Here is a 24,099-nt window from a genome sequence, read left to right as displayed (position 1 = left end):
CTATTAAGACCGGACAAAAAATGCTGAGACCAGCTACAGATTACTGTAGCGAGCTCAGCGTTTTTTAGTTATTTCATAATCGAACTCATCAATGCTTTTTGCGCGTGAAGTCTATTTTCAGCTTGCTGAAATACGACAGATTGTTTTCCATCGATGACCGCTGCATCTACCTCTTCTCCTCTGTGTGCTGGAAGGCAATGCATAAACGAAACGTCCGGCTTTGCTAAAGAAAGAAGCTCAGATGTAACCTGATAATGCTGGAATGCTTCTATTCTTTGTTGTTGCTCCTTTTCCTGCCCCATACTCGCCCACACGTCTGTATATACAATATCCGTATCTTGCACAGCTTCATTCGGATTAGACTCCACCACAATCTTTCCACCCGAGATTGCTGCAAGCTGTTTTGCCTTGTCTATTTCTTCCTTCATTGGGATATAGCCATCCGGAGCACAAACTGTAAGATTCATCCCCATTAAACCTGCCCCAATCATGAGTGAATTCGCCATATTATTCCCGTCGCCAATGTATGTAATGTTAACTCCTTCAAGTACACCTTTTTGTTCTTTGATTGTTAACAAGTCTGCAAGCACCTGACAGGGATGATAAAGGTCAGTAAGTCCATTTATAACAGGGATACTAGCATTTGCAGCAAGCTCTTGGACCGTCTCTTGAGAAAAAGTTCGAATCATAATTCCATCTAGATATCCTGATAATACCTTGGCAGTATCGGCAATTGGCTCACCCCTGCCAATTTGTAAATCCTTTGTGCTTAAAAATATTCCATTTCCTCCGAGCTGATAGATACCAGCCTCAAAAGAAACCCTAGTTCGAGTCGAAGCCTTTTCAAATATCATGCCAAGCGTTTTTCCTGTTAGAGTGGATTCCTCCTGTCCAGCTTTCCTTTTTACCTTAAGCTGTTCTGCTAATTCAAGTAAGTAGTTGATTTCTTCCTGTTTGTAATCGCCTAATGTTAGAAAATCACGGCCCTTTAAAGACTTCATACTATTTGGCGCTTCTTTTAATTCCATCGTCACCATCCATCTCCACCCTTCAGAATGTATATGAATTATTATGCATTATTTAGAATAAATATACAATAACTTTCGCAAAAAAATCGCCTTGCTAATTTTTCTAGCAAAGCGATTAAGACTATTTCACCTGTATAAACAGCACCTTTAAGTAGTTTCCTTGTTGGAATTTACGATCTACCTGAAAGTCAGCCGGAAGATGGTATTCCTCTAAAATTTTGTAGCCTGTATTCATTTGCTTAAAGGCCTTTTCCACAAAGCCCTTGAACTTTCTCATTCCAAAGCTGGCATTGTTTGTCGATGCGACAATCACGCCATTTTTCTTTGTAATAGATACGGTATCCATTAGAAGCTTTGGATAATCCTTTGAGGTACTAAACGTACGTTTTTTTGACCTTGCAAAGCTTGGTGGGTCAAGTACCACCATATCAAATTTCAATTGATGACGTTGCGCATACTGGAAATAATCAAATACGTCCATAACCCGGATATCATGCTGTTCAAAGTCAATATCGTTAACGCTAAATTGTTCAATCGTTTTTGCTTTGGAACGTTTGGCAAGGTCGACGCTCGTCGTCTTATCTGCACCACCTAGCGTGGCGGCTATGGAAAAAGCTCCTGTATAAGAAAACGTATTTAACACATGCTTGCCCTTTGCGTACTTATCACGAATGGCTTTTCTTACTTCTCTTTGATCCAAGAATATCCCTACCATGGCCCCGTCATTTAAATAGACAGCATAGCGCATGCCATTTTCTTTAATGATAAGTGGAAATTCACCACGTTCACCTTTGACAAAGTCATCATCTTCCATATATTTTCCCTTTGTGTCAAAACGCTTCTTTTCATAAATAGCTTTATAATCACCGAGGTTGTCCAGTACTTGGATAACTTGTTCTTTGAACGTATAAATTCCATCGCTATACCAATTGATCAGGTAATAGCCATCAAAGTAATCGATAGTAAGTCCGCCGATTCCGTCTCCTTCGCCATTAAACAAACGAAAAGCGGTCGTCTCTTCATCCTGATAAAAGCCTTGGCGCTTATTTATCGCCTTAAGGATTTTTCGCTGGAAGAAGGAGAAGTCAATTGCTTCATCCTGCTTATTTGTTAACACCCAGCCAATCCCCTTGTTTTGCCGCCCATAATAACCTCTTCCAAGAAAGTTATTTGTAGAGTCAACCAAATCAATAATGGCTCCCTCTTCTTTCAAGGCAGATTCGTTCGTGATCGCTTCCTTACTAACTAATGGAACGCCCTTTTGAAAATCCTGTATAAATGGTTCTTTGACTTTTAGTTCAATCGTTTTTTGCATCTCGACATCCTTAACTCTTTTTTCTTATTATCGCATGTGTTCTGTAAAATCGAAAGTAAAGACCGATTATCTCTCATTATTCATTATTCCCTATTCCCTGTGTAAAAAATTCACTTTTCTGCAAATAACGGTTAGGGAGTGTGGTATGATGGGATTTATAAAGTGAAACTTCAATCAGTGGGGGGTTTCGTTCTTCCCCCACTGATTGTTAGTTGAACGAATCAGGGTGTTAGCGTTTACTCCCGCTTAAAAATCACGGTTTCACTTCATATTTTGAAGTGCGAGTCTTTACGGACGGTTGCGCCGGGATAAACCAACAAAGTGAAAAGGAGTCTTTCATGAAAACAAAATCGCTTATTAATCTTAAAAATATTACGCCAGCTGAACTTCCCCACTACTATGAATTTGCCTACCCACTCAACAAAGCACATCAACTCTTAGAAGAACAATTCGGCGAAGAACTAACTGTGTATGAAGCAGAAGAAGGACTAGACGAATTAGACGAATCCATCGAAATGATGTTGCAGGAAAAAGATCCAGCCATACAAACATTGAGCTCCATCTATGATAGAGCAGCTGTCTCCACCATTTCCTATAACGAGACTGATAAATACAAAATTAAGCCTTCGTTAAGTAATCATTTCTTTTACTTTCCTACTTTTCATGTTGCGAGCATAAAAATACCAAACCATCAAAACCATATGAGCTTCGAACGTTCTTTTTTATTTGCGCGATGTGATCAAGATCTCCTACACTTCCTTGAATATATTACATTAAAGCAACGTGAATTCATGACAGAAGGTATTACAGTATTAACAGATACAGATGCGGGGCTCAATCGCTCTAAGGAAAAATTAAACAATCAGGTATCCCGAGAGAACGTCCTGTTAGATGACCACGTAAAAACAGATATTTTCCGTTCCATTGATGAGTTCTTTGTTAAGGGCGGGGAGTTTTATAAGGAGTTTAAAATTCCTTATAAACGAGGAATTCTCCTATACGGAAGTCCTGGTAATGGAAAAACGACGCTCGTCAAATCGATTGCCGGAAGTGTGCCTGCTCCTGTCGTCTATTGGCAAATAACCGAATATACATCAAGCTACTCCATTAGCGAGGTTTTCGCTACAGTAACCAAAATGGCACCACTAGCATTAATCATTGAAGACATTGATTCCATGCCAGAAGAGTCACGCTCCGTATTTTTAAATACGTTGGATGGCGCGACTTCAAAGGAAGGCATTTTCCTTATCGGTACCACAAACTATCCAGAGAAAATTGATCCAGCACTTATTAACCGAGCTGGTAGATTTGACCGAGCTTATGAAATTAAACAGCCCGGCGAACCGCTGCGCGAAACCTATTTACGTAGTAAGGGGCTAGAACGGTTCCTTGACGAGACTGCTATTTCACAGTTAACAAAGCAGACGAAGGGATTATCCATCGCCCAGCTAAACGAGCTCTATATGTCTATCGCATTAAAATGGCATTATGAAAAACAAGTAGATGCAGAGGAAATTGTGAAGGAATTACAAGAAAACCACCGCAAAACGATGAAGCAGGAATGGGAAATGGGAGAGTATGCAGGGAAACTAGGGTTCTAAGTATCTATTTTAAAGCTAATAATATGGCAAAAATCCGAGCTGACTCAACTTGTCGTCGCTCGGATTTTTTAGCTTTCTTTCTGTAAGGAGCATTAATCCTATAAAGCTTGGCTTATTAGTTTACGTATTCGATATAAGAGTCTGGATCAAGATCAAGTGTCTTTTCTTCCCCTACCCGGATTAAGATGATACTTTCGCCGTGAAACACGCTTGACTCATTTTGATTTCCAACCATTTTTCTTTCTATAAATTGGTTATAAGGAAAAGGTTCTCTAAAGGTATAAAGCTCTACATACTGATGTTCAACGGGATTATTTAATTTTAATAAGCCCTTGGAGAGTGTTGCTTCTGGCGGTCTGATATAATTGCTCATATCCTCTCCATCCACATACAGTGGTGTTTCATAGTACGTAACTTCAACTTTATTTTCTAATCCAGGGACCTTTTCCACAAAAATAGAAGCCATAAATTCATGACTCGGCTCTGAGGATATTCGCAGATCCCCATCCGTATGGGTGAAATCCCACTCTTTGCGGATATATTCCGAATCGATTTTTTTTATATTTCCAGACTCTATATAGCTATAGAGCGAAAGACTGCTCAGCCTCTCCTCTTCACTACTTGCTGTGCGCTCTTCGAACGGTTCTAAAAAAGCGAGAATAATTCCACAGGAGACTAGAACGGCACCATAAATGGGCAGTAGCCACCTTTCTTTTCGCCGCATTGTTGGAAAGTGTTTACTAATAAACCTAATTAATAAAAGAGCTCCCCCTATTAAAACGAAAAGAATTAATAATGGAGCAAATACTCCGTTAATGTTTATCATTTCCTAACCTCCAGACGATTAGAAACGAGCATACTTGCTGCAAAAAGCAGTAAAACGGTTCCTAAAATTTTCATTGCAAATAACCAAAAAATATTCTCTTTGAAATAAAACTTAAACATTGATATCATACCAGGTTCATTAAAGTCATAGACAAAAAGGAATCCTAGGAGTGCAACAGGGATAATAATAACTAATGTACGATGCAACTGTACTACACTGCCAATTAAATAACCGAGTGCACCTATAAAGAGAATGTACAATATTGTAGCAAATGCCCCAGTGAACCACTCACCAAGACTTAGTGGATTGGCTTCTGTTAAAAATGTATTTCCTTGAACATACTGAATCATTTGGATTACATATCCAGATAAAATAGCTGTTAGTCCTGCAACTACACTGGCTGAGAAAACGAAAAGAATATTAGCTAAATTACTGCTCAAACGATTTGTGACGAAAAGATAATCGTCATTCCGATACGACTTCGTAGTAATTAGGATAGATTTGAAGAAGGCCCATACCATAGTAAAACCGACCACATTATCAACAGAGTAATAATACAAATCAATCGATACACTTCCCGTACTTGTGCCTGTTTGCCCTACCCCACCAGCACTAAAAACAATCGCAAGCAGCTGCAAGGCTATCATTGAATTAAACACACCTGCAAATGCCTTCCATTTAAAGAGGTATTGCTTTCCAACCAATGTACCAAGTGACATATTATTTAAAGACATCGTCGATCCCCCCTGTCGTGCGGTTTGTTAGATAGACACAGACATCACTTGCTGATACTGGTGTGACTTTCATACCTAGTTGCTTCGCTTTTTCCAGAGGTATCCCTTCACTTTTCACTACTGCATAACAGGTATTTGCCCCAACCTCTTCTGTATACAATACTTGCTTATCTGTTACCCATTGTCTAACCAATTCGGATCTGCCAGTTAAGCCTATTGCATAGTTGCGAATCACATCAATTGGCTCATGAAGTAATTCTTTTCCATTTTTTATTACAAGTATGTCTTCTAATAACTCCTCCAGTTCTTCCAAATGGTGGCTGGAAATAATCATCGTTCTTGGGTATGCAAGATAATCCTTTAGTAAGGCCCTATTGAAGTCCTTTCTTACTGAAGCATCCATCCCATTAGTTGGTTCATCAAACAAGGTAATTTCACAACGTGCAGCCAATCCAAAGATCATATTGAAGGTGCTCGCTTTCCCTTTTGAAAGATGGGTATGTAATTGATTCGGATGGAAGGAAAAATACTCGAATAAGCGTTCTGCCAGCTGACTGTCCCAATTGCCGTAAAAACGTTTACCCGCCTGCAATATCTCTGACAAGGTAAGCGTATTCGGAAAGTCCATTGAATCATCAATATAGGCAACGTTGGCAGAAACAGTCAGACTATTAAACGGGTTTACACTTAACACCTCTACATGGCCGGATGTTGGCCTCCAAAGACCAGCGAGAATTTTTAATAAGGTTGTTTTTCCAGCTCCGTTTCGGCCAATCAGCCCAGTAATGGTATTTTTCTTTATTTGGATGTTCAGTTCATTTAATGCAACTACACTGCCCTGCTTCTTTGTGACCTTTTCGCATTCCACTACATTCATTGCTCTTCCCCCTCTATCTTTTCCATGCTCTCCCGAAGCATTTCTTGTAGCTCCGATTCCCCTACACTTAATCGTGTTGCCTCTAATGCCACCTCATCTAATAATCCTTTTAATGTATGGTTTTTTCGTTTATCTAAAATTAACTGTCTCGCCTCTGGGGTAACAAACTTCCCCAAGCCACGCTTGCTGTATAGAATCTTTTCATCAGAAAGGATCGTTAGCCCTTTTGCTGCAGTTGCCGGATTGATTGTAAATATTTCTGCAAGCTTGTATTGGGAATAAACCTTGTCATCTGCTTGAAAATTTCCATTGAGTATTTCTGTTTCAATCCATTCCGCAATTTGGACATAGATGGGCTTCGTGCCATCTGAAAGTAAATGCAAACCAGCAACCTCCTTTAGCTAACTTAGTGCATTAGTCGTGTAATGTAGTATATAATTTTCTCAATAAAAAAACAAGAGCAAACCACCCTTTTTTTTAGCAATCAAAAAAATGCCTGCATAGCAGACATTAATTTATATACTCTCTATTAATCTAATCCAACAACGCGGCTCCTTCTTTCCAAAAGAACTACATCGCGCCAAACACCATTCAATTTACCAATGCGTTCACGAACTCCTACTTCTACAAACCCAGCATTTTCATGGAGGCGAATGCTCCCCTTATTTTCTGGAAATATCCCCGATTGCAATGTCCAAAACCCTTTTGCTTCACTTTCAGCAATCATATAGGTCATTAGCTTTGTACCAATTCCTTTTCCTGTACTTGCTTTACTCAAATAAATACTGAGTTCCGCAGCTCCTGCGAATGCTTTTTTACTCGAAGTGGGGAGAAGCGCTGCCCAACCAATAACATCTTTTCCGATTTTGGCTACTAATCTGCAGTCTTGTAAATACTTCTGATCCCATTCTTCCCAGCTTGGGACCTCTGTGTCGAATGTTGCATTTCCTGTTTCAATTCCTTCTAAATATATGGATCTCACCTCTGGCCAATCTGATGCGACCATTTGATCCATAACGATGTCATTTACATCCCTACTCATTAACAATCCAAAACCTCCGTTTTATCGTGCCATCTGTATCAAGAAAGCTTTTATCTTCTATACCAGCATTGTTTAGAATGGTTTTAGCAGACCCAATATTATCCTCATCACAAGTAACAAGGACGCGCGAAATTTTTAGATCTTTACATTTCAACAAAGCTTCCGCGAGAATACGTGTCGCATAACCCTTACGTCTTTCACTAGGTCTTACACTATAGCCAATATGTCCACCCACATTGCATAAATACTCTGTCAGTTCATGCCGGATATCCACCATTGCAACTATCCTATCATTTTCGTTAATTAGGAAGTAATTAGAGCTCGGCACCCACTTCCCTTGCCCGCTTTCCCTCACATGCAGGGCATTTAAATATTCCTCGTATGTATCGTGCCCCGTGAGGTTAAAACTACTGGGGATCATGCGAGATGGACCCCATTCTTTCACATATTGCCGGTGCTCTTCTTTCCATTCATTTGACGGGCGTACTAACCTCATCAAATCCCCCCTTTAGGTGCATGATTATAAAACATCATATATAAACATACCCTAAAATTGCAAGTGTTTTTTTCAGAATAGTTCAGCTGTTCTTTGATGTGCTATAATTTTGGTTACATAGGAGGTGATTACATGAAAGTGATTGTAGACGCAGATGCTTGTCCAGTAAAAGATACCATTATTAACATTTCATTAGAAAAAGGGATTCCCGTTATCCTTGTCTCTAGCTTTGCACATTATTCGAATGAACAACACCCTGAAGGAGTCGAAAATATTTATGTTGATACCGGAGCTGAATCAGCGGATTATCGGATCATGAAACTAGCAGATCACGGAGATGTACTTGTCACACAAGATTACGGTCTTGCTTCCCTTGCACTTGCCAAGAAGTGCCATGTTCTTCATCATAAAGGATTTGCTTATACCAATGATAATATTGATCAGCTTCTCCAGACACGGTATCTTAGTGCGATGGAAAGAAAAAGCGGAAAACGGACAAAAGGGCCAAAGCCATTTACGCATGAGGATAGAGAAAAATTTGCTACCCTTTTCACGCAAAAATTGAGGGAACTGGAAGACCCGTCATAGGAATTCCAGCCCCTTTTATATAAAAACACGTATTTAAGATTTGGCTGATCTTGGTTTTAGTGGTGCGTTTCGCATCATTGGATATGTGATAGCTAGCCCGACAGCTCCAAATGCGCCTAATATAATGGCAACGACATTCCCGCGCCATTCAAACGATGTTAGCGATTCTATAAGAGGAGCTAGCACGCCACCATAATATAGAAACATAACAGGAATAACGATAACCATAAAGCATAGTGTCAATCTTACCAATCCTAATCGGTAAAATAAGCTAAATAGGAGAAAGGCCATTCCAAATAGAAAGAGAGCTGTCATCATATCGAGCCATAGATAGGACACGAAATGATAGTCTTTATAAAAGATTTCTCCAGGATGTAAAACTCCCCTGAAATTGAGCTTCCAATCACTTAATGTCACAAGGCTGAATTGGAGCACATTCAAAATAAATACCACAACCGCAACAGATAAGATTCCAACCCCATAGAAGGATTTCAAAATCTGTAACCTTGTGCTGCCCATTCCTACTCCAATTGGTAATAGTGTCTTAAACCCAAATATTGCAAAGCTCGGAATAAAGAAGTAAGCAGGACCAGCTATAGAGCCAATCGCTTCACTCATATCAAATATTAAGCCTAAAACGATCCAAAGAACAGTCAGCGGCAGGGTAACGGAGAGAATCAAGACGTTTAGGAAAAACCACCTGGCATCTTCGTAAACCATTCTTGTTGTTCCACTAGTTATGCTCATCAAGTACACCCCCATCTGTTAGATTTAGTAGATAGTCCTGTACCTGTGCCTTTTCAACAGATAACCCGTTCTCCCTTGCGATCTGTTCCCACTCTTTAGAATATGTGGCAAGCATCATCACCTTGAGCATTTTACCCATCGTATTTCTCTCCAAGACACGCTCATTCTTTATGACCGCTTCTACTTTTTCCTGATTACCTGTTAGCCAGAACCCCTTTTCCCTAATTATCTCCATCTCCTCATGAAGGAAAATCTTCTGATTGTGGATAACGACCAAGGACTCACAGAGTGGCTGGATTTCCTCTATGTGGTGGGAGGATAGTAAGATGAAACGCGGGTTTTCTTCATAGGATTCCTTCAATGCTTGATAGAATTTCTTACGTATACCTGCATCTAATCCGTTTGTCGGTTCATCCAAGATCGTGACCTTCGCATGACTAGCAAGGCCAATTGTAATCTGAACAGCTGTCTTCATTCCTTTGGACAGTTTTGTTACCTTTTTATTTCTTGGGAGATTGAAAAGCTTTAATAGTCGGTCAGCGGTTTCCTGATGCCAATTTGGATTAAAATAACGGCCAAACCTCAGAGCATCTTCTACAGTCCAGATGATACTGAAAGGATGATCCTCTTCCATATAGCAAATATCCTTCACTATATCTAGATTATTAAAAGGGGAGTGACCAAATACTTCAATATTCCCGGCTGTGGGCTTTTGGTGGCCGGCGAGTAATTTCATGAGGGTGGTTTTACCAGAGCCGTTCCTTCCCCAAAGTCCTGTAATAACAGGCTCTTCCTCGGTGAAAGCAATCTCCTCTAGAATTGTTTCCTCACTATAGGCAAATGTCACATTTTCTAGCCTTATCATTTTGTCTCCTCCTTCATTAACTGAATAATAGAATCTACATTCAATCCGAGCCTGTTTCCCTCATCTAACAAAGGCTTTATATAGTCCTGCACGTATTGCTTCTGTCTTTCCTTCACCAAGCTTTCTCTTGCTCCCTCTTTAACAAACATGCCAATACCCCGCCTTTTATAAATAAGGTTTTCATCTAAAAGTTGTTGGAGACCCTTCCTTACTGTTGCTCTATTAATGTTATAGAACTGTGATAATTCATTTTCTGAGGGGACCTTTTCATTTTCTTTAAACTCTCTATCTATTATGTCGTCCCGTATCATATCGGCTATTTGTTGAAATATTGGTTGGGACTCATCTAAAACCGCTCTCACTACAGACCCTCCTCTCAGGATGGTTGGTTGTATACTTGTGTAACCAACTATACTTCGAATCGAAATGAATGTCAATAGGCAACCAAGAGATGGGCTAACCGATTGGATAATGATCCTGCTCTTTGTTAAAATATAGACAGTATAAGGACGTGAAGAGGAGGAAGTTAGCGCATGAAAATTATCTCGATCGAACCGACACCAAGCCCCTATTCTATGAAAATAAATGTGGATGAAAAAATGCCTGATGGCCAAACAGAGAATTATAAGCGCGAAGATAAAATGGATGATGCTCCAGCTTATGTCCGTAGTTTATTTCAAATAGATGGGGTTAAAGGGCTTTACCGTGTTGTTGATTTTATTGCACTGGAAAGAAACCCCCGAACGCCATGGGAGAAGATTCTTCCAGCAGTTCGGCAAACATTAGGTTCTTCTGAGCAGCCAACTGAAGAACAGCAAGAAGCAAACAGCGAGCAACAGGAAGAGGCTTTTGGAGAGGTACATGTCTATATTCAAATGTTCCGCTATATTCCTATGCAGGTAAAACTCGAAGAAGGCGATACAGAGGAACGGTTTGGGCTTCCAGAACGTTTTATGAACGCTGCCTTGAAGGCTTCTGAAGCTACTGATAATATGTTGATGGAACGAAAATGGGTTGAACAATCGCCTCGCTATGGCGACCTCAAAGAGATCGGTTCAGAGGTGGTGGAGGAAATAAACGCCAGCTATGACGAGACACGCCTCGCTCAACTCGTACACTTTGCTTTAAATAACGATGCAACGGGAAATCGAACGTTTTATCATAAGGTAACATTAGAAATGATGGAAGCTCCTAACTGGAAGGATCGTTATGCAGCGCTAGATAGAATGGACCCTACTGAAGCTGACTTACCTGTGCTAGATAAAGCTTTGGATGATGAAAAGGCCTCAATTAGAAGACTAGCCACCGCCTATCTCGGTATGATTGAAGAGAAAAAGGTATTGCCATATTTATACAAAGCATTAAGAGACAAGGCAGTTAATGTTAGAAGAACGGCTGGAGATTGTCTATCTGATCTCGGCTTTGAAGAAGCGATGCCAGAAATGGTCAATTCCTTGACCGACAAAAGTCGTCTTGTCCGTTGGCGGGCAGCCATGTTCCTTTACGAACTCGGAGATGAAACAGTAATCCCTGCCTTAAACGACGCATTACAGGACCCAGAGTTCGAAGTAAGAATGCAAGTTAAAATGGCATTGGCTCGAATCCAAGGTGGAGAACGTGCCAAAGGATCGATTTGGCATCAAATGACAGAGGCTGCTAAACAAAAATAATCCACCCTAGTGCCATGCACTCTGGTAGATCATAATAATCTTTGCTCCCCTTAAAGGGAGACTTCCGATATCTTACCGTTAGTGGCATTATCCGCCAATAACGGTATTTTTATTTACTAAACGCTTAAACAATAAGTTCGGAGTTTTTCTCTTGATAAAAACGAACTGCTTTTTCTAATAACGGACCATCAAAGTCAGGGAAAAAGACGTCTGTAAAGTATAGCTCCGCGCTGGAAGACTGCCATAACAGAAAATTACTCATCCGCTTTTCCCCGCCTGTTCGTATAACCAACTCTGGATCCGGAAGTTCTCTTGTGTATAAACATTGCTGGAGGACTTGTTCATTTAACTGCGTGAGATCCATCTTCTCGTCTTGCAATTCCTTAACAATATGTCGTACCGCCTGCAAAATATCGTCCCTCCCGCCATAGTTAAAAGCGAAATTTACGATCAATCCTGTATTGTCCGCTGTTTCGTTTACCGCATTCTTCAAGGCCGTTTTTGTTCGAGTAGGGAGCGCTTCTAAATTACCGGATATACGGACAACAATATTGCGTCTTTGAAACTCAGGAAGCTTCTGTTTAAAAAACTTAACAGGCAGATGCATTAAGTAGTTTACTTCCTCCATTGGCCTTGACCAGTTTTCAGAAGAAAAAGCATAAAGTGTAAGAACTTCAATACCCAAGTCAATGCTGGTATCAATAATTTTTTCCATCGTTTTCGCGCCAGCATAATGGCCCTCACTTCGCGTCAGGCCTCGTTGTCTTCCCCATCTTCCGTTTCCATCCATCATAATCGCCACATGCTTTGGGACACTTTTACCCATCGAAAACATCTCCTTCCCTTTCATTTTATTAAAAGCCCATTTCCTTAAACTTTTGCATGACTTCCTGTCGTTTAAAATTATACGATTGCCACGGCGCTTCTTCTTTCTGGCGTAGCCTTTCCCCTATTTGCGTCAGCATTGGTTTCAATCCCAAGTAATTCGGGTCTAATTTATAGATTTCCAATAATCCTTCCCAGCCTGTATAAGATAGTGAATTTAAATAATCAATATCTACCTTCTCTGTCATTTCGTATCTGGCAATGTTTTGTTTGGTTACAACCTGCTCTACATTGACTGCATTTAACCCTGTATAAAACAGAATGGCGCCTATCAAATAAAAATGTAACAGAGAGACTTTTTCAAGCCATACTTTTATTAAGGTGTACGCAAAAATAACCATAAGCAGTATCATAAATCCGTGTGCCAACACTCGATCAATGGTATAACCATAGGCTGCTTCATACATGCTTAATCGCTGGTAAGCAGATGCGAGCAAAATGGCGCTGAATACAATTAACAAAGTATAAAGGATCTTTAATACACGGTTAACTTTTGTGGATGCTTTAACAAAGGTCAAAAAGCTGATTAACAACGTCCAGTTGATTAATGTGACCATGCTCAATTCAAAGAACCCTCTTCTTGCAAACTCTGCATAAGTGAATCCTTCCTCCAGGCTGCCTCCAAAGAAATAGGTAAACTGAACAGCTGCAAAAAGGCCGTACAAGAGATTTAAAATTGAAAGAATGGTAACCGATGTAACGCCTTCCCATTCGGTCACTTTTTTATAGGGATCATAAGATTGTTTTGGGAACCGCTTCATGCGAATCGCCTGAAACAGACCGAAAAACAAGAGTGCAGCTATAATGACAAATAACGTTCGGAAGAAGCCTTCAAGAAAGTTTAACTGCAACAGAAACGCTGGCAAGGATACGAGCATTTCCTCAAATACTGAATCAGCTGACATTAAAAGAGCGCCAACAACAAACAGAAGCGGTAAGCTAAAGCCAATCCCAATCAAAATGCGAATCATTACTTTAGATGTTCCGTCCTTCACGTTCTTAAACAGACGGTTGAAGATACTTTGAAAAAAGGCAGAAATATACTGATACAGTTGCTCTAGTTTTGATTTTAATACCGCGATAAAATAACTCGATGCCCAATTATAGTTTTCTGGTGTTGTAATTAAAATGACATGTAAATACATCAATAAAGGGATGACAACTAAATTCAGACCATAAAACAAAATCGAATCGTAATAGAGGTAACTCCCTGCCAATATCCAAATCATGAGCATTAAGAGCAAGCCGATTCTCCTATGATAAAAAGCAAAGCCAGTGCGATAAAAAAGAACGCTGTAAAATCCGGCAACAAACAACAAATACGAGACGCCAATACGTCCATGGAAAAAGCTAATTTCCGCTAACACGCCGAGCCCTATGCACACGACTAAAAACAGAAAGTCTTTTCTTGTCACTTCTACTTTCATGGAATTTCCTCCAAGCATACTTTGTAATTCTATATGCATAGTAATTCTATGTATATAGGTAAAAAAATATCCGTTTGGGACAGAAGGAAGGAAATACCTTACACAGATTTCTTCCGTCCCCATTTATACCCAAGTCGACTGACGGGATATAATACGATCGTAAATCCGATACACGCCATAATAAACGGCAAACTTATCAATGGTTCAAACCATTTATGTGGAATAAATTTAAATATAACTAAATACATTAAGACCAGATTAGGGATTAAACAGATAAGAAACGTTTTTTTCAGCAGTTTTCTTCCTGCTTCACCAAATTCCTTGCCTATCTCATAGCCAAGCAATCCCCAAAAAAAAGTGTAGATCACCATGATGAGAGACGCTGCTTTAGTGAGGCCTTCCCAAAGAATATCTGTCCAATTCCAATCGAATAGATGATAAATAATAGTTAAGGTAGCGCCACCTAAAAAAATTGCCACATTTAAGATTACAAAAAGCCACTGTGTTTTCTTAGGCGTAATCGCTGCCTCCTGTTTCCATAACGAGGCTATTTCCTCCGGCTCCCCTAGTCTTTCCACTAATATGGGATAAGAGCTTTTTCCCGTCTCTTGTTCTAATTCATAAATATGGGCCTGGTATTCAGCCAGAATCGACTCTTTATCCGGATGGTCATCAAGCTCATCTGCTAATTTCTCTTGGAAGGTTTTTGCTGCCTCATTCATGTTTCGTTTCTCCGAATCAGGTTATTCATTACTTGAACATAACGATGCCATTCACTCGTCTTTTCCTCAAGCATTGCCTTCCCCTGATCGGTAATCCGATAATATTTACGTGCAGGCCCCTTCTCCTGGTTTTGCCAATAGCATTCAATATACTCCTGCTTCTCCAGCTTATGTAGTGCCGGATACAAGGTACCTTCCTTAATTTGCAGGTTATGCTCACTACGCTGATCCATTTCCTTTACAAGTTCATAACCGTACATATCCCGTTCATCCAACAACTGTAATACAAGCAAAGAGGTACTGCCTTTCACTAACTCCCGATTAAACATATTTTTTCACCTACCTAGAATTATTAGGTATGTTCACTATATATAATTATTTTCTGTTTGTAAAGCACTTACCTGATTTCCTGGAGCATAATTTTTAACCGGTCCACCTTTTTCCTTAGCCGTGAGCGCTTGTCAGGTAAAAGTGAAATGCCAGACAGTTTAGCAACGGTCTCTACTACACCATCAATGGACAAATTATCTGTATCGAGATGTGTAGCAAACACATTATCCTCCAACTCTCTCATTCTTTCTATCATTTGCTGATACGCCCATGACCTTCTTCCTTCAAGTCTTTTTCGAAGTCTTTTAGCTACTGTATCTTTAGACGCCATGAGGGTAAAGTGTTTTACCTCAATGCCATCATCTCTTAAATTTCCGATGATTTCTTCAAAGTACGCCTTGTTTGTTAGCGTCATTGGAATAATTATAATACCGTTATAGTTATGAGCAAGCTCTTTTAGTAACGTTCTGTTTGCCTCCCGCCATAGCGGATAATCCTGAAAATCACTTTTGGCAAGTTCTTTAGGAACGTTTTTCATTAAAGCGAAGCCGAAGCGCTCTGGATCATAGACACAGGCTTGTTTCAATCTCCGCTTTAGTTCGTAAGCAGTGCTTGTCTTCCCTGACCCAAACGTTCCATTAATCCATATAAGCATGGAAAATCTCCCCCTTTCAATCTAGACAGCACACCTTGTTTCTTATATAATAGCACTAACTTAAAACGAAAGGGTGACCCGGGTACATGAAGTTATAATCCTATTTCACTTAAAAACATCTGCATAGGTATGAGAAGAAAAACAGACCAGATCTGTCTTTTTGGGCATGCCACTTATGAATGTTTTTAGAATAGGATTGTTTCATGTATTTGGATAACTGCACAAGGGGGAAGTATCCTTTTTTGTGCTACACCTGCATGCTGCCTTCTATTCTAAAAACGAATAGGAGGCTTTTTTGTCTCCAAAGCAAAAGCGGAAGCGACTGTTTAGAGACGTACGGACTGGAGTGAACCGCCGGAGATAAAGGAAATATGCCCCTGCAAAAGGGGTATGTCGGCGTTGGCCGACAAGGCCGATTTTAGTCGACCTACAATAATCTAGGGAGCTGATATTGACTTTCACCGCAAGGGTATAAGTGCGATTAAGCCTCTGGTTTTCACCAATCGGCAAGTCTTCTTTATCGTACGGAGGTGAGGGAAGTCACGCTAGTCTCTGGGCGCTAGAGCTAGACGTGGCCTTTTTGCAAATGGATTATACAAGTCTTAATAAACTGGAACGGAGAGGATATTATGCGTTTGATAGAAGCACGCGATATAAACATTGATGCCCGGGATCGTCGTTTAGTCCAACTAGAATACCTTGCTATACATGCCCGAGATCGTATTGGCCTTGTAGGGAAAAACGGAAGTGGAAAGACAACATTACTTGAGGTGCTCGCAGGGAAAAAAACACCTGACAGCGGGCTCGTAACAGTCCATACATCTATCGCTCACATCCCCCAATTGAAACGAACAGATACGGTAAAAAGTGGTGGTGAGGTGACTCAGGAATATATTAACGACGCTTTTTCCCAAAATGCTGGCTTAATCTTTGCTGATGAGCCTACAACAAATCTTGATACAGCCCATATAGAGAAGCTAGAAACACAACTGAAAAAACGCCAGGGGGCCATGGTGGTTATTTCGCATGACAGGGCCTTCCTTGATGCACTTTGCAATAAAATTTGGGAGCTAGATGAAGGAACCATAACAGAATACAAAGGAAATTATTCTGATTATGCAAGCCAGAAGGAACAAGAAGTAGAACAAAAGCGACAGGCTCACGCCCAGTATGAAAAAAAGAAGAAACAACTGGAAGAAGCGCTTGAGATTAAAGAGCAAAAGGCCCAGCGAGCAACAAAGAAGCCGAAACATACAAGTAATTCAGAGGCGAAGATTACGGGTGCAAAGCCATATTTTGCAAACAAACAAAAGAAACTACGCAAAACAGCAAAAGCAATTGAAACCAGATTAGATAAGCTAGAAAAGGCCGATAAAGTTAAGGAAATTGCACCAATTAAAATGCAATTACCAAATAAAGATCGCATTCGCAACCGGATCATTTTACGTGCCGAAGAAATTTCCGCAAAAGTAGGGCAACGTACACTGTGGAAGGATGCGAGCTTTACAATATCTGGTGGTGATAAAGTAGCCATTATTGGACCAAATGGCAGTGGAAAGACCACACTTATAAAAAAGCTTATTAAGGAAGCTCCGGGTGTTACACACTCCCCTGCCATAAAAATTGGTTACTTTAGTCAAAACCTTGATATTCTAGACAATGAAAAAAGCATTATAGAAAATGTTAGCGAAACATCCAGTCAAGAGGAAACAATAATCCGTACTGTTCTTGCCAGGCTACGTTTTTTTCGTGATGATGTGTATAAGAAAGTGGATATCTTAAGTGGTGGAGAGCGCGTTAAAGTAGCACTCGCAAAACTACTCCTAAATGATATTAATACGATAGTCTTAGACGAACCAACTAACTATTTAGATATTGAAGCAGTAGAAGCATTAGAAAATTTACTGTCAGATTATGAAGGTACTATCATTGTGGTGTCCCATGATAGACGCTTTATAGAGCATCTTGCCAGTCGCGTCTTTTCCATTGAAGACAGTACCCTTCACATTGTAGAAGGCGATTATCAAACCTATAAAAATGACAGTGCTTCAGAATCGCCAAGCCAAGTTGAAGAAGAACTTTTCGTCATTGAAACAAGAATAACGGAGACATTAAGCAGGCTAAGTATAGAACCTTCCGAGGAATTGGACAGTATCTTCCAAAACCTTTTACAGCAAAAGAGAGAGCTGCAAAAAAAGCTCCAATAAAGGGAAATTTCATTTGGTGGGGTTCCCTCTTCCCCATCAAATGCTAGCTGAACGAATCGGGCCTTTACTGGCAGTTGATCACCCACTTAGGATGCTTGACTTCTCACATTCTTTAGGTCCGTGTTATATTGCCAGTTAAGCCGGGATAAAGATAACAGTGTTTTGCTTTCCATTGACTTTGAAGAGATTGTTATATATATTTAATTAATAATACATTAATTAAATATATATAAGGAGGATGAGCATAGTGGCCGATAACCTTTCATTAAAAGCATTCGTTGTATTAATGAAATCCTCTAAAACAATACAAGAGCGAGTGAAACAAGATATCCAGAGTTATGGTATGAAAACATCTGAATTTGCCATCCTGGAGACACTCTTTCACAAGGGGCGCCAAACGGTTAGGCAAATATCTGAAGCAGTCCTAATTAACACCGGCTCCATCACCTACGTTATTGATAAACTGGAAACAAAAGGCTTACTAGAAAGAGAACATTGTAAGGAAGACCGGCGTGTTGTGTATATCCAGATTACTAACAAAGGTACGCAGTTAATGCAGGAGATTTTTCCAAAGCATCAACAAGTGATTGAGAATTTATTCGAAGGAGTTAGTAAAGAGGATATGCGTGTTGTAATAGAGACATTGAAAAAAGTGGGCCTCAAAGCCTAAAACACGGAAAGGAGCATGGGAATGAAACATATCTTTAAGAAGGGCAGTAACCCACAAAGACCTACTCTACTACTGTTACACGGTACTGGAGGTACTGAGCAGGATTTGCTTGCATTAGCTGATAAAATTGATCCCGAAGCGAATGTATTAAGTGTAAGAGGGAATGTTTCAGAAAATGGAATGCCTAGATTCTTTAGACGCTTAGCTGAAGGCGTATTTGATGAAGAGGATCTCATTTTTCGTACAGAAGAATTAAATCAATTTCTGGATGAAGCTTCCGAGAAATATGAGTTTGACCGAAGCGCAATTACTGCAGTTGGCTATTCCAACGGTGCTAACATTGCCGCAAGTTTAATGTTCCATCATAAGGACGCATTAAACGCTGCGATACTGCACCATCCTATGGTGCCACGCAGAGGAATTAGTCTACCTGACTTAAGTGGCAAGAAGGTCTTGATCACAGCAGGGACCAATGATCCAATATGCCCATCTCAAGAATCAATAGATTTACAACAACTACTACAAGAGGCTTCCGCAGATGTAGAAGTACACTGGGAAAACCACGGGCACCAGCTAACATTCAGTGAAGTAGAAGCCGCATCAGCTTGGTATCGCTAAGAAAAGCGCTGGGCGCCGTTTAGAAACGTAGTGCTGGACCGAATCAACCAAGATAAAGGAATCACGATGAGGGACGAATCGATGATGACTTATTGTAGGGCGATTCGGGAAGTCACCTAGTTTATGGCGCTCCAGAAGCTAGACAAACAAAAGCTCCAGCGACCGTTAAGAGACGTACGGACTGCGCCCCGAACTTTGGGGTGGTTCGATTTGTCGAACATTCTTCCGTAGGAGATAAAGGAAACATGCCCCTGCAAAAGGGGTATATCGGCGTTGGCCGACAAGGCCGATTTTAGTCGACCTACCCTAATTCAGGGCGCCGATGTTGACTTATTGAAACGAAGGTGAGGGAAGTCTCGCTAGTCTCTGGGAGCTGGAGCTGGACGTGGCCGTTCCTGGTAAGGAATCTAATAAAGCTCAATTCTTTATACCTTCTTTACTACAAACAAAAGCTCAAGCGCCCGTTAAGAAATTCTTAAAAAGTGCTAGCCGCATAGAGGCTCCCTACCTATAGGGGCCTCCTATGTGGCTTTTTAATTTCGCAATATAATATAAACGAGGTACACCGCATAAAAAATTGCTAATACAGCTCCCTCTCGCTTTCCAACACGGAAATTTGTCCGCGAAAACACGAGCAACAATATTGTTAAAAGAAGCATGATCACAACGTCTATCCCAACTTTACTGCTAACAGAAAGTGGTGTGATAACAGAAGAAGCACCAAGCACAAACAAAATATTGAAGATATTACTACCGACAATATTTCCAAGTGCAATATCGCTTTGCTTTTTCAAAGCTGCCGTGATAGAAGTTACAAGCTCAGGAAGCGAGGTCCCTATCGCAATGATCGTGAGGCCGACCAACGTTTCACTCATCCCTACTGCATAAGCAATTTCTGTACCATTACTAACAACAAGCTCCCCACCAAAAACGATTCCAGCAAGCCCCAAAATAGTAAGCCCAATATTTTTACCCCACTTAATCTCATCTGGAATAGCCTCTGTTTGACTGTCTTGGCGGCTTTTAAGCGCTACTTCAATTACATAGTACATAAAAACAGATAAAAATAAGAGGAAAATAAGACCATCACTACGGGTTATCAGATTATTGCTGTGGTCCTGTAAAAAAGTATCATTTATGACTACTAAAAGTGCACCGCCTGCTAGTAATGTAAAGGGGATCTCCTTACGGATCGTTTCGTTTTCCACCTTTAAAGGGAAAATAATGGCCGCTATCCCTACAACAAGTGTGAGATTGAATATATTACTTCCGATTACATTACCCAACGATACATCGGAGCTCCCCTCCATTGCCGCAATTATACTTACAGTTGCTTCTGGGGAACTTGTTCCAAAAGCAACTATGGTTAAACCAATAAGGATGGGCGGCACTCTGAGAAGCCTTGCAATATTGGAGGAGCCATCAACAAACAAATCCGCTCCTTTAATTAGTAATACAAATCCTACCAGTAAAAGTAAATAAGCCAAGCCCTTCCACGTCCTTTTTCTGAATGAGATTTTTCCCCTAGAAAACCATACCCCAGTTCCCGTCTTCGAAAGTTTTCAAGTTTATTTCAACTTGAAAATAGGAGACCCCCCTTGCTATATGTTAGTAACTATAACACGAGGCGAATCGTGTTTCCTGCAGGATCCTTCACTTCACTATATTCAGGGTATGTCTTCACTTTTACTTGTGCTTCTATAAGCCGTTTAACTGTCTCTGTTATAGCATTTTCATTAGGGAATACAAGCGTAAACCAATTTAATCCAGCCCCGTTTGGTCTTGGGGCTTTAGCTCCCTCGCCATTCCAAGTATTTAGCCCAATATGATGATGGTAACCGCCTGTTGAAATGAATAATGCTCCAGGATATCGTGTTACCACAGAAAAGTTTAACCCTTTAGAATAAAAAACCTCTGATGCTTCTAAATTAGCAACATGTAGATGGATATGACCGAGAATTGTTTCCTCCGGTAATCCACTCCAAACTTTATGTTCTTCCGCTAAAAGCCCATCACCATCTAGTGGATCTGTTCCCATTTTAACCTGATCACCAGTCCAATTCCACCCACTTGAGTCCCTATCACAATAAACTTCAATCCCATTGCCATCGGGATCTGAGAGATAGAGTGCTTCACTCACCTCATGATCAGCAGCACCAAGCTGTACTCCTTGTTTGAGAGCATGCTCCAGAAAGGAAGACAGTGCAGCTCTGTTCGGTAAAAGGATAGCAAAATGGTAAAGCCCAGTCGTTCTCCGCTCTTTTCCCGTTACATTTTCTGGTGTTTCAAGCGTTAATATGGCTGTTTTTCCATTCGCAGAAAGCCTTGCTGCTCCTTCAGTCTTCTCCAAAACCTGAAAGCCTATAACGGTTTGATAAAACTCTATAGCTTGTTGAAGGTCTGTCACATTAATGGAGAGCTCTCCAACATATGTTGCCGGTTCAGTAAAAAACTTTCTTTCCATGAAATCACTCCTATATATCTTCATTTATAAAAAGGAACTTTATAAAACTAACTTACTTATTGTAACCTAATTTAGTATAGCATACTTGAAATGATTTAGGTTATGTTATTGGTCCTTCAGGCTAGGTTATCGGCCTTGATCAGAGGCACATCGCCTTAGCACAAGAATCAGCGGAGCTACTATCACTCGAGTTGTGTCGTGATACATCCGAAATGATATAATGGAATTATAAAACTTCTTTGCTAAGAGAGGATGCATAATTGTGATCATTCGAGAACGCGAGCATGACTTTATCTTTATTGAACAACATAATCATGCGCTTGTCGCGGGGGAGCTTATCAAACAGTGGAAGATGGGGGCATTCAATGATTCACCTTTGCAAGAGGCTGTTATCTTTGCCATTGAGCAACATGATGCTGGTTGGATCCCAGCAGATAAACAACCATTTTGGAATGACGCCAAAGAAATGCCGTATAGCTTTATAGATTTCCCTGCGCCAATGAAAACATTACTCTATTCGCATGGGATAGATCAGGTACAAACAACTGATTTATATGCCGCGTTATTATGTAGTGAACATTATGTCCGTTTTCTCGAACAGGACGGCACAGAGTCAGGTAGGAATTTCGTAGCGCAGGAAAAGAAAAGGCAGGAGATAATCCACTCATTACTCACTTCTTTTGATGAGGAACTTTTTTCCTACCACTATGCATTATTACAGTTTTGCGATAATTTATCATTGTTTCTATGCTTAAATGAGCCTGGTGAAAACAGCCATCCCTTTTTCACCAAGGGAATACCGCTTTCCAGTGCGCTCCCTCATTTTTCCCAGGAGAAGATGGCCGTAACATGGGTTAATGATGAAACCATGGTAATAAAGGAATTTCCATTTAACAATCCCTTCTCCGTCACATACGATTTCAAACTAATTCCCAAATACCAGATACGTAAAAATGGCCTGCTTAACAGCTATGTAGAAGCACCATTTAAACAAACCACTATTCAAATTAAAGAAAAACAGGAAAGCTAGAGTCTGCTAGCTTTCCTGACCTAATAACGTCTCTCTCTGCTTCCCTTTCACCATTTCTGGCTCCACATAAAGCTTTCTTGTAGGAATGGCAATCTCGAGTTTTTCTCTTTCAATAATAGCTAGAATAGCAAGGTTAATTTCTTGCTTTACTTTCAAGTGTTCTCCCCAATCTGTAGTATTTGTGAAGAAATAAAGGAAGATTTCCCATCCGTTTTCGCCGTATGCGTCCACGTTTACTAGAATCGTTTCCTTGTTTATAGCATCATGATGCCTTAGGAGAACTTGGATTTCCTTTACTATCCCTTCCAATTGTTCTCTTTTGGCTCCATACATTAAGGACAATTTAAATGTGATTTGGCGCTTCCCCATTTTGCTCCAATTTGTTATTGCCTCATTTGAAAGGGTGGCATTGGGTACCGTGACAAGCGCTTGGGCAAAGGTTCGTACTTTCGTACTCCGAAAGCTTATATCTTCAATTGTTCCTTCAACGCTTGGTGTTTTAATCCAATCTCCAATGGTAAATGGCTTTTCTGTAATAATAATAATTCCACCGAATAAGTTTGCTAATGCATCCTTCGCTGCTAAAGCAAAGGCAAGCCCTCCGATACCGAGACCGGCAACAAAGCCGTTAATATCATACTCAAATTCCTGAGCAATAACGCTAATACCGATGGCTACGATAATGAGCCGCAGCGCTTTTGAAAAAAACGGGATTAAGATATGATCAATTTTTACATTGTACTTATGATTAATCTTGGAAAATAACAAAGAGGATGATGAAGAAAGGTTATACAACCCCCACCCCACCGCAAAAATTACCGATGAACGAACTAAATGGTTAAATAGTGCATTGCTCTCATTAAAATAAGGAAATACATCTACTGCGAAGTAAATGCCAACCACGGCTATTAATAATTGTAAAGGCTTCTCAAAAGAGGTACGCAGTTGTTCAAAAAAGCCATTCCATGTATTCCTGCTTATTTTCAGCAACAAACGAAAAATTGTTGCTGTGAATCGAATTCTTAGTAATAAAAACACTGCAAGGATAACAATAGACAATGCAATATTTAATTGGTTTTCATATTGTTGAACAAAATTCCAAAACATTTATAGCTACCCCCGATAGTTTTTCTATTACTATGTATATAGCCTGTCCTGGAAGAATAGTCATAAAAAGACAAATTTATTTAAGAAAAGCTCCTAGCCTTTGTATATGTATACGCCCACACCCTATTTAAATTATTCTTATTAATCAAACTATTCATTGCCTGTAAGCTAAAGAGTACGTTATACTGAGAATGA

Annotated in this window: 26 protein-coding genes; 7 read left to right on the top strand and 19 right to left on the bottom strand. The window is 40.2% G+C overall.

The window, feature by feature from the left end; translation table 11 throughout:
* Nucleotides 1-68: 68 nt before the first annotated feature.
* Together argF and K3T81_RS08595 are read right to left on the bottom strand one after the other, a co-directional pair.
* Entirely contained in the window at nucleotides 69-1,028 is a 960-nt protein-coding gene (gene argF, locus K3T81_RS08600; protein WP_420830811.1) for an ornithine carbamoyltransferase, read from the bottom strand.
* 121 nt (nucleotides 1,029-1,149) lie between these two features.
* Complete coding sequence (locus K3T81_RS08595) at nucleotides 1,150-2,343, bottom strand: class I SAM-dependent rRNA methyltransferase (protein ID WP_106895568.1); 1,194 nt, start codon at nucleotides 2,341-2,343, stop codon at nucleotides 1,150-1,152.
* A gap of 338 nt (nucleotides 2,344-2,681) precedes the next feature.
* On the opposite strand from K3T81_RS08595, the gene K3T81_RS08590 reads away from it, so the two are divergent.
* Entirely contained in the window at nucleotides 2,682-3,944 is a 1,263-nt protein-coding gene (locus K3T81_RS08590) for an ATP-binding protein (RefSeq protein ID WP_238019396.1), read from the top strand.
* Nucleotides 3,945-4,059: 115 nt separating this feature from the next.
* Here K3T81_RS08590 and K3T81_RS08585 read toward each other — a convergent pair whose 3' ends face one another.
* The 6 genes from K3T81_RS08585 to K3T81_RS08560 all read right to left on the bottom strand — a co-directional run bounded on the left by K3T81_RS08585 (nucleotide 4,060) and on the right by K3T81_RS08560 (nucleotide 7,919).
* A complete protein-coding gene (locus tag K3T81_RS08585) occupies nucleotides 4,060-4,770 on the bottom strand; it encodes a hypothetical protein (protein WP_238019394.1) in 711 nt (236 codons plus the stop codon).
* On the bottom strand, nucleotides 4,767-5,504 hold the full coding sequence (locus K3T81_RS08580; protein ID WP_238019392.1) for a hypothetical protein: 738 nt from the start codon (nucleotides 5,502-5,504) through the stop codon (nucleotides 4,767-4,769). Before K3T81_RS08580 ends, K3T81_RS08585 begins: the two co-directional genes overlap by 4 nt.
* The gene (locus tag K3T81_RS08575) at nucleotides 5,491-6,381 is read right to left on the bottom strand and encodes an ATP-binding cassette domain-containing protein (protein ID WP_238019391.1); all 891 of its coding nucleotides are present in this window, start codon (nucleotides 6,379-6,381) and stop codon (nucleotides 5,491-5,493) included. The genes K3T81_RS08580 and K3T81_RS08575 overlap by 14 nt, the downstream gene beginning before the upstream one ends.
* On the bottom strand, nucleotides 6,378-6,764 hold the full coding sequence (locus tag K3T81_RS08570) for a GntR family transcriptional regulator (RefSeq protein ID WP_106895563.1): 387 nt from the start codon (nucleotides 6,762-6,764) through the stop codon (nucleotides 6,378-6,380). The genes K3T81_RS08575 and K3T81_RS08570 overlap by 4 nt, the downstream gene beginning before the upstream one ends.
* A 146-nt stretch (nucleotides 6,765-6,910) precedes the next feature.
* Nucleotides 6,911-7,423: a GNAT family N-acetyltransferase gene (locus K3T81_RS08565; RefSeq protein WP_238019597.1), complete on the bottom strand. Its 513-nt coding sequence runs from the start codon at nucleotides 7,421-7,423 to the stop codon at nucleotides 6,911-6,913.
* Complete coding sequence (locus K3T81_RS08560) at nucleotides 7,416-7,919, bottom strand: GNAT family N-acetyltransferase (protein WP_238019389.1); 504 nt, start codon at nucleotides 7,917-7,919, stop codon at nucleotides 7,416-7,418. The genes K3T81_RS08565 and K3T81_RS08560 overlap by 8 nt, the downstream gene beginning before the upstream one ends.
* 132 nt (nucleotides 7,920-8,051) lie before the next feature.
* Between K3T81_RS08560 and K3T81_RS08555 the strand changes: the two genes are divergently transcribed.
* Nucleotides 8,052-8,507 (top strand): YaiI/YqxD family protein, encoded by a 456-nt coding sequence (locus K3T81_RS08555; RefSeq protein ID WP_238019387.1) that lies wholly within the window; start codon nucleotides 8,052-8,054, stop codon nucleotides 8,505-8,507.
* Nucleotides 8,508-8,540: 33 nt separating this feature from the next.
* Here K3T81_RS08555 and K3T81_RS08550 read toward each other — a convergent pair whose 3' ends face one another.
* From K3T81_RS08550 to K3T81_RS08540, 3 genes are read right to left on the bottom strand one after another with little or no spacing between them, the layout of a single operon-like run.
* Entirely contained in the window at nucleotides 8,541-9,254 is a 714-nt protein-coding gene (locus tag K3T81_RS08550) for a hypothetical protein (RefSeq protein ID WP_238019386.1), read from the bottom strand.
* Entirely contained in the window at nucleotides 9,241-10,119 is an 879-nt protein-coding gene (locus tag K3T81_RS08545; protein ID WP_238019385.1) for an ATP-binding cassette domain-containing protein, read from the bottom strand. Before K3T81_RS08545 ends, K3T81_RS08550 begins: the two co-directional genes overlap by 14 nt.
* Nucleotides 10,116-10,481 (bottom strand): GntR family transcriptional regulator, encoded by a 366-nt coding sequence (locus K3T81_RS08540; RefSeq protein ID WP_161464431.1) that lies wholly within the window; start codon nucleotides 10,479-10,481, stop codon nucleotides 10,116-10,118. The genes K3T81_RS08545 and K3T81_RS08540 overlap by 4 nt, the downstream gene beginning before the upstream one ends.
* A gap of 171 nt (nucleotides 10,482-10,652) precedes the next feature.
* On the opposite strand from K3T81_RS08540, the gene K3T81_RS08535 reads away from it, so the two are divergent.
* Nucleotides 10,653-11,789, top strand: a complete 1,137-nt coding sequence (locus K3T81_RS08535) for a conserved virulence factor C family protein (protein WP_238019384.1) — start codon at nucleotides 10,653-10,655, stop codon at nucleotides 11,787-11,789.
* A 124-nt stretch (nucleotides 11,790-11,913) separates the two neighbouring features.
* Here K3T81_RS08535 and K3T81_RS08530 read toward each other — a convergent pair whose 3' ends face one another.
* From K3T81_RS08530 to K3T81_RS08510, 5 genes are all read right to left on the bottom strand, one after another.
* Nucleotides 11,914-12,615: an isoprenyl transferase gene (locus K3T81_RS08530; RefSeq protein WP_238019383.1), complete on the bottom strand. Its 702-nt coding sequence runs from the start codon at nucleotides 12,613-12,615 to the stop codon at nucleotides 11,914-11,916.
* Nucleotides 12,616-12,643: 28 nt separating this feature from the next.
* Nucleotides 12,644-14,101, bottom strand: coding sequence for a DUF4153 domain-containing protein (locus K3T81_RS08525; RefSeq protein ID WP_238019382.1), 1,458 nt, complete (start codon nucleotides 14,099-14,101; stop codon nucleotides 12,644-12,646).
* Nucleotides 14,102-14,199: 98 nt separating this feature from the next.
* Nucleotides 14,200-14,823 carry an HAAS signaling domain-containing protein gene (locus K3T81_RS08520; RefSeq protein WP_058949237.1) on the bottom strand — a complete coding sequence of 208 codons (624 nt, stop codon included), beginning with the start codon at nucleotides 14,821-14,823 and terminating at the stop codon, nucleotides 14,200-14,202.
* Nucleotides 14,820-15,152, bottom strand: a complete 333-nt coding sequence (locus tag K3T81_RS08515) for a PadR family transcriptional regulator (RefSeq protein ID WP_036576991.1) — start codon at nucleotides 15,150-15,152, stop codon at nucleotides 14,820-14,822. Before K3T81_RS08515 ends, K3T81_RS08520 begins: the two co-directional genes overlap by 4 nt.
* Before the next feature lie 68 nt (nucleotides 15,153-15,220).
* Nucleotides 15,221-15,808 (bottom strand): AAA family ATPase, encoded by a 588-nt coding sequence (locus tag K3T81_RS08510; protein ID WP_238019381.1) that lies wholly within the window; start codon nucleotides 15,806-15,808, stop codon nucleotides 15,221-15,223.
* Nucleotides 15,809-16,437: 629 nt separating this feature from the next.
* On the opposite strand from K3T81_RS08510, the gene K3T81_RS08505 reads away from it, so the two are divergent.
* The 3 genes from K3T81_RS08505 (at nucleotide 16,438) to K3T81_RS08495 (ending at nucleotide 19,303) form a co-directional block, all read left to right on the top strand.
* Nucleotides 16,438-18,015: a Vga family ABC-F type ribosomal protection protein gene (locus K3T81_RS08505; protein WP_238019380.1), complete on the top strand. Its 1,578-nt coding sequence runs from the start codon at nucleotides 16,438-16,440 to the stop codon at nucleotides 18,013-18,015.
* 238 nt (nucleotides 18,016-18,253) lie between these two features.
* Nucleotides 18,254-18,685 carry a MarR family winged helix-turn-helix transcriptional regulator gene (locus tag K3T81_RS08500; RefSeq protein WP_249226118.1) on the top strand — a complete coding sequence of 144 codons (432 nt, stop codon included), beginning with the start codon at nucleotides 18,254-18,256 and terminating at the stop codon, nucleotides 18,683-18,685.
* Between the two features lie 21 nt (nucleotides 18,686-18,706).
* Entirely contained in the window at nucleotides 18,707-19,303 is a 597-nt protein-coding gene (locus K3T81_RS08495; protein ID WP_238019378.1) for an alpha/beta hydrolase, read from the top strand.
* Nucleotides 19,304-19,836: 533 nt separating this feature from the next.
* On the opposite strand, the gene K3T81_RS08490 is transcribed toward K3T81_RS08495, so the two are convergent.
* Nucleotides 19,837-20,790: a calcium/sodium antiporter gene (locus K3T81_RS08490; RefSeq protein WP_106895550.1), complete on the bottom strand. Its 954-nt coding sequence runs from the start codon at nucleotides 20,788-20,790 to the stop codon at nucleotides 19,837-19,839.
* Nucleotides 20,791-20,918: 128 nt separating this feature from the next.
* On the bottom strand, nucleotides 20,919-21,767 hold the full coding sequence (locus K3T81_RS08485; RefSeq protein ID WP_238019377.1) for a VOC family protein: 849 nt from the start codon (nucleotides 21,765-21,767) through the stop codon (nucleotides 20,919-20,921).
* 262 nt (nucleotides 21,768-22,029) lie between these two features.
* Between K3T81_RS08485 and K3T81_RS08480 the strand changes: the two genes are divergently transcribed.
* Nucleotides 22,030-22,797, top strand: coding sequence for a DUF3891 family protein (locus K3T81_RS08480; RefSeq protein ID WP_238019375.1), 768 nt, complete (start codon nucleotides 22,030-22,032; stop codon nucleotides 22,795-22,797).
* A 6-nt stretch (nucleotides 22,798-22,803) separates the two neighbouring features.
* Here the strand turns inward: K3T81_RS08480 and K3T81_RS08475 are convergent, their stop codons facing one another.
* Nucleotides 22,804-23,904, bottom strand: coding sequence for a mechanosensitive ion channel family protein (locus tag K3T81_RS08475; protein WP_238019373.1), 1,101 nt, complete (start codon nucleotides 23,902-23,904; stop codon nucleotides 22,804-22,806).
* Between the last annotated feature and the right edge of the window lie 195 nt (nucleotides 23,905-24,099).

Origin of the sequence: Oceanobacillus jordanicus, assembly GCF_022095695.1 — a bacterium.
GTDB lineage: Bacteria > Bacillota > Bacilli > Bacillales > Amphibacillaceae > Oceanobacillus_B > Oceanobacillus_B jordanicus.
This window is presented reverse-complemented; position numbering and strand designations above follow the sequence as displayed.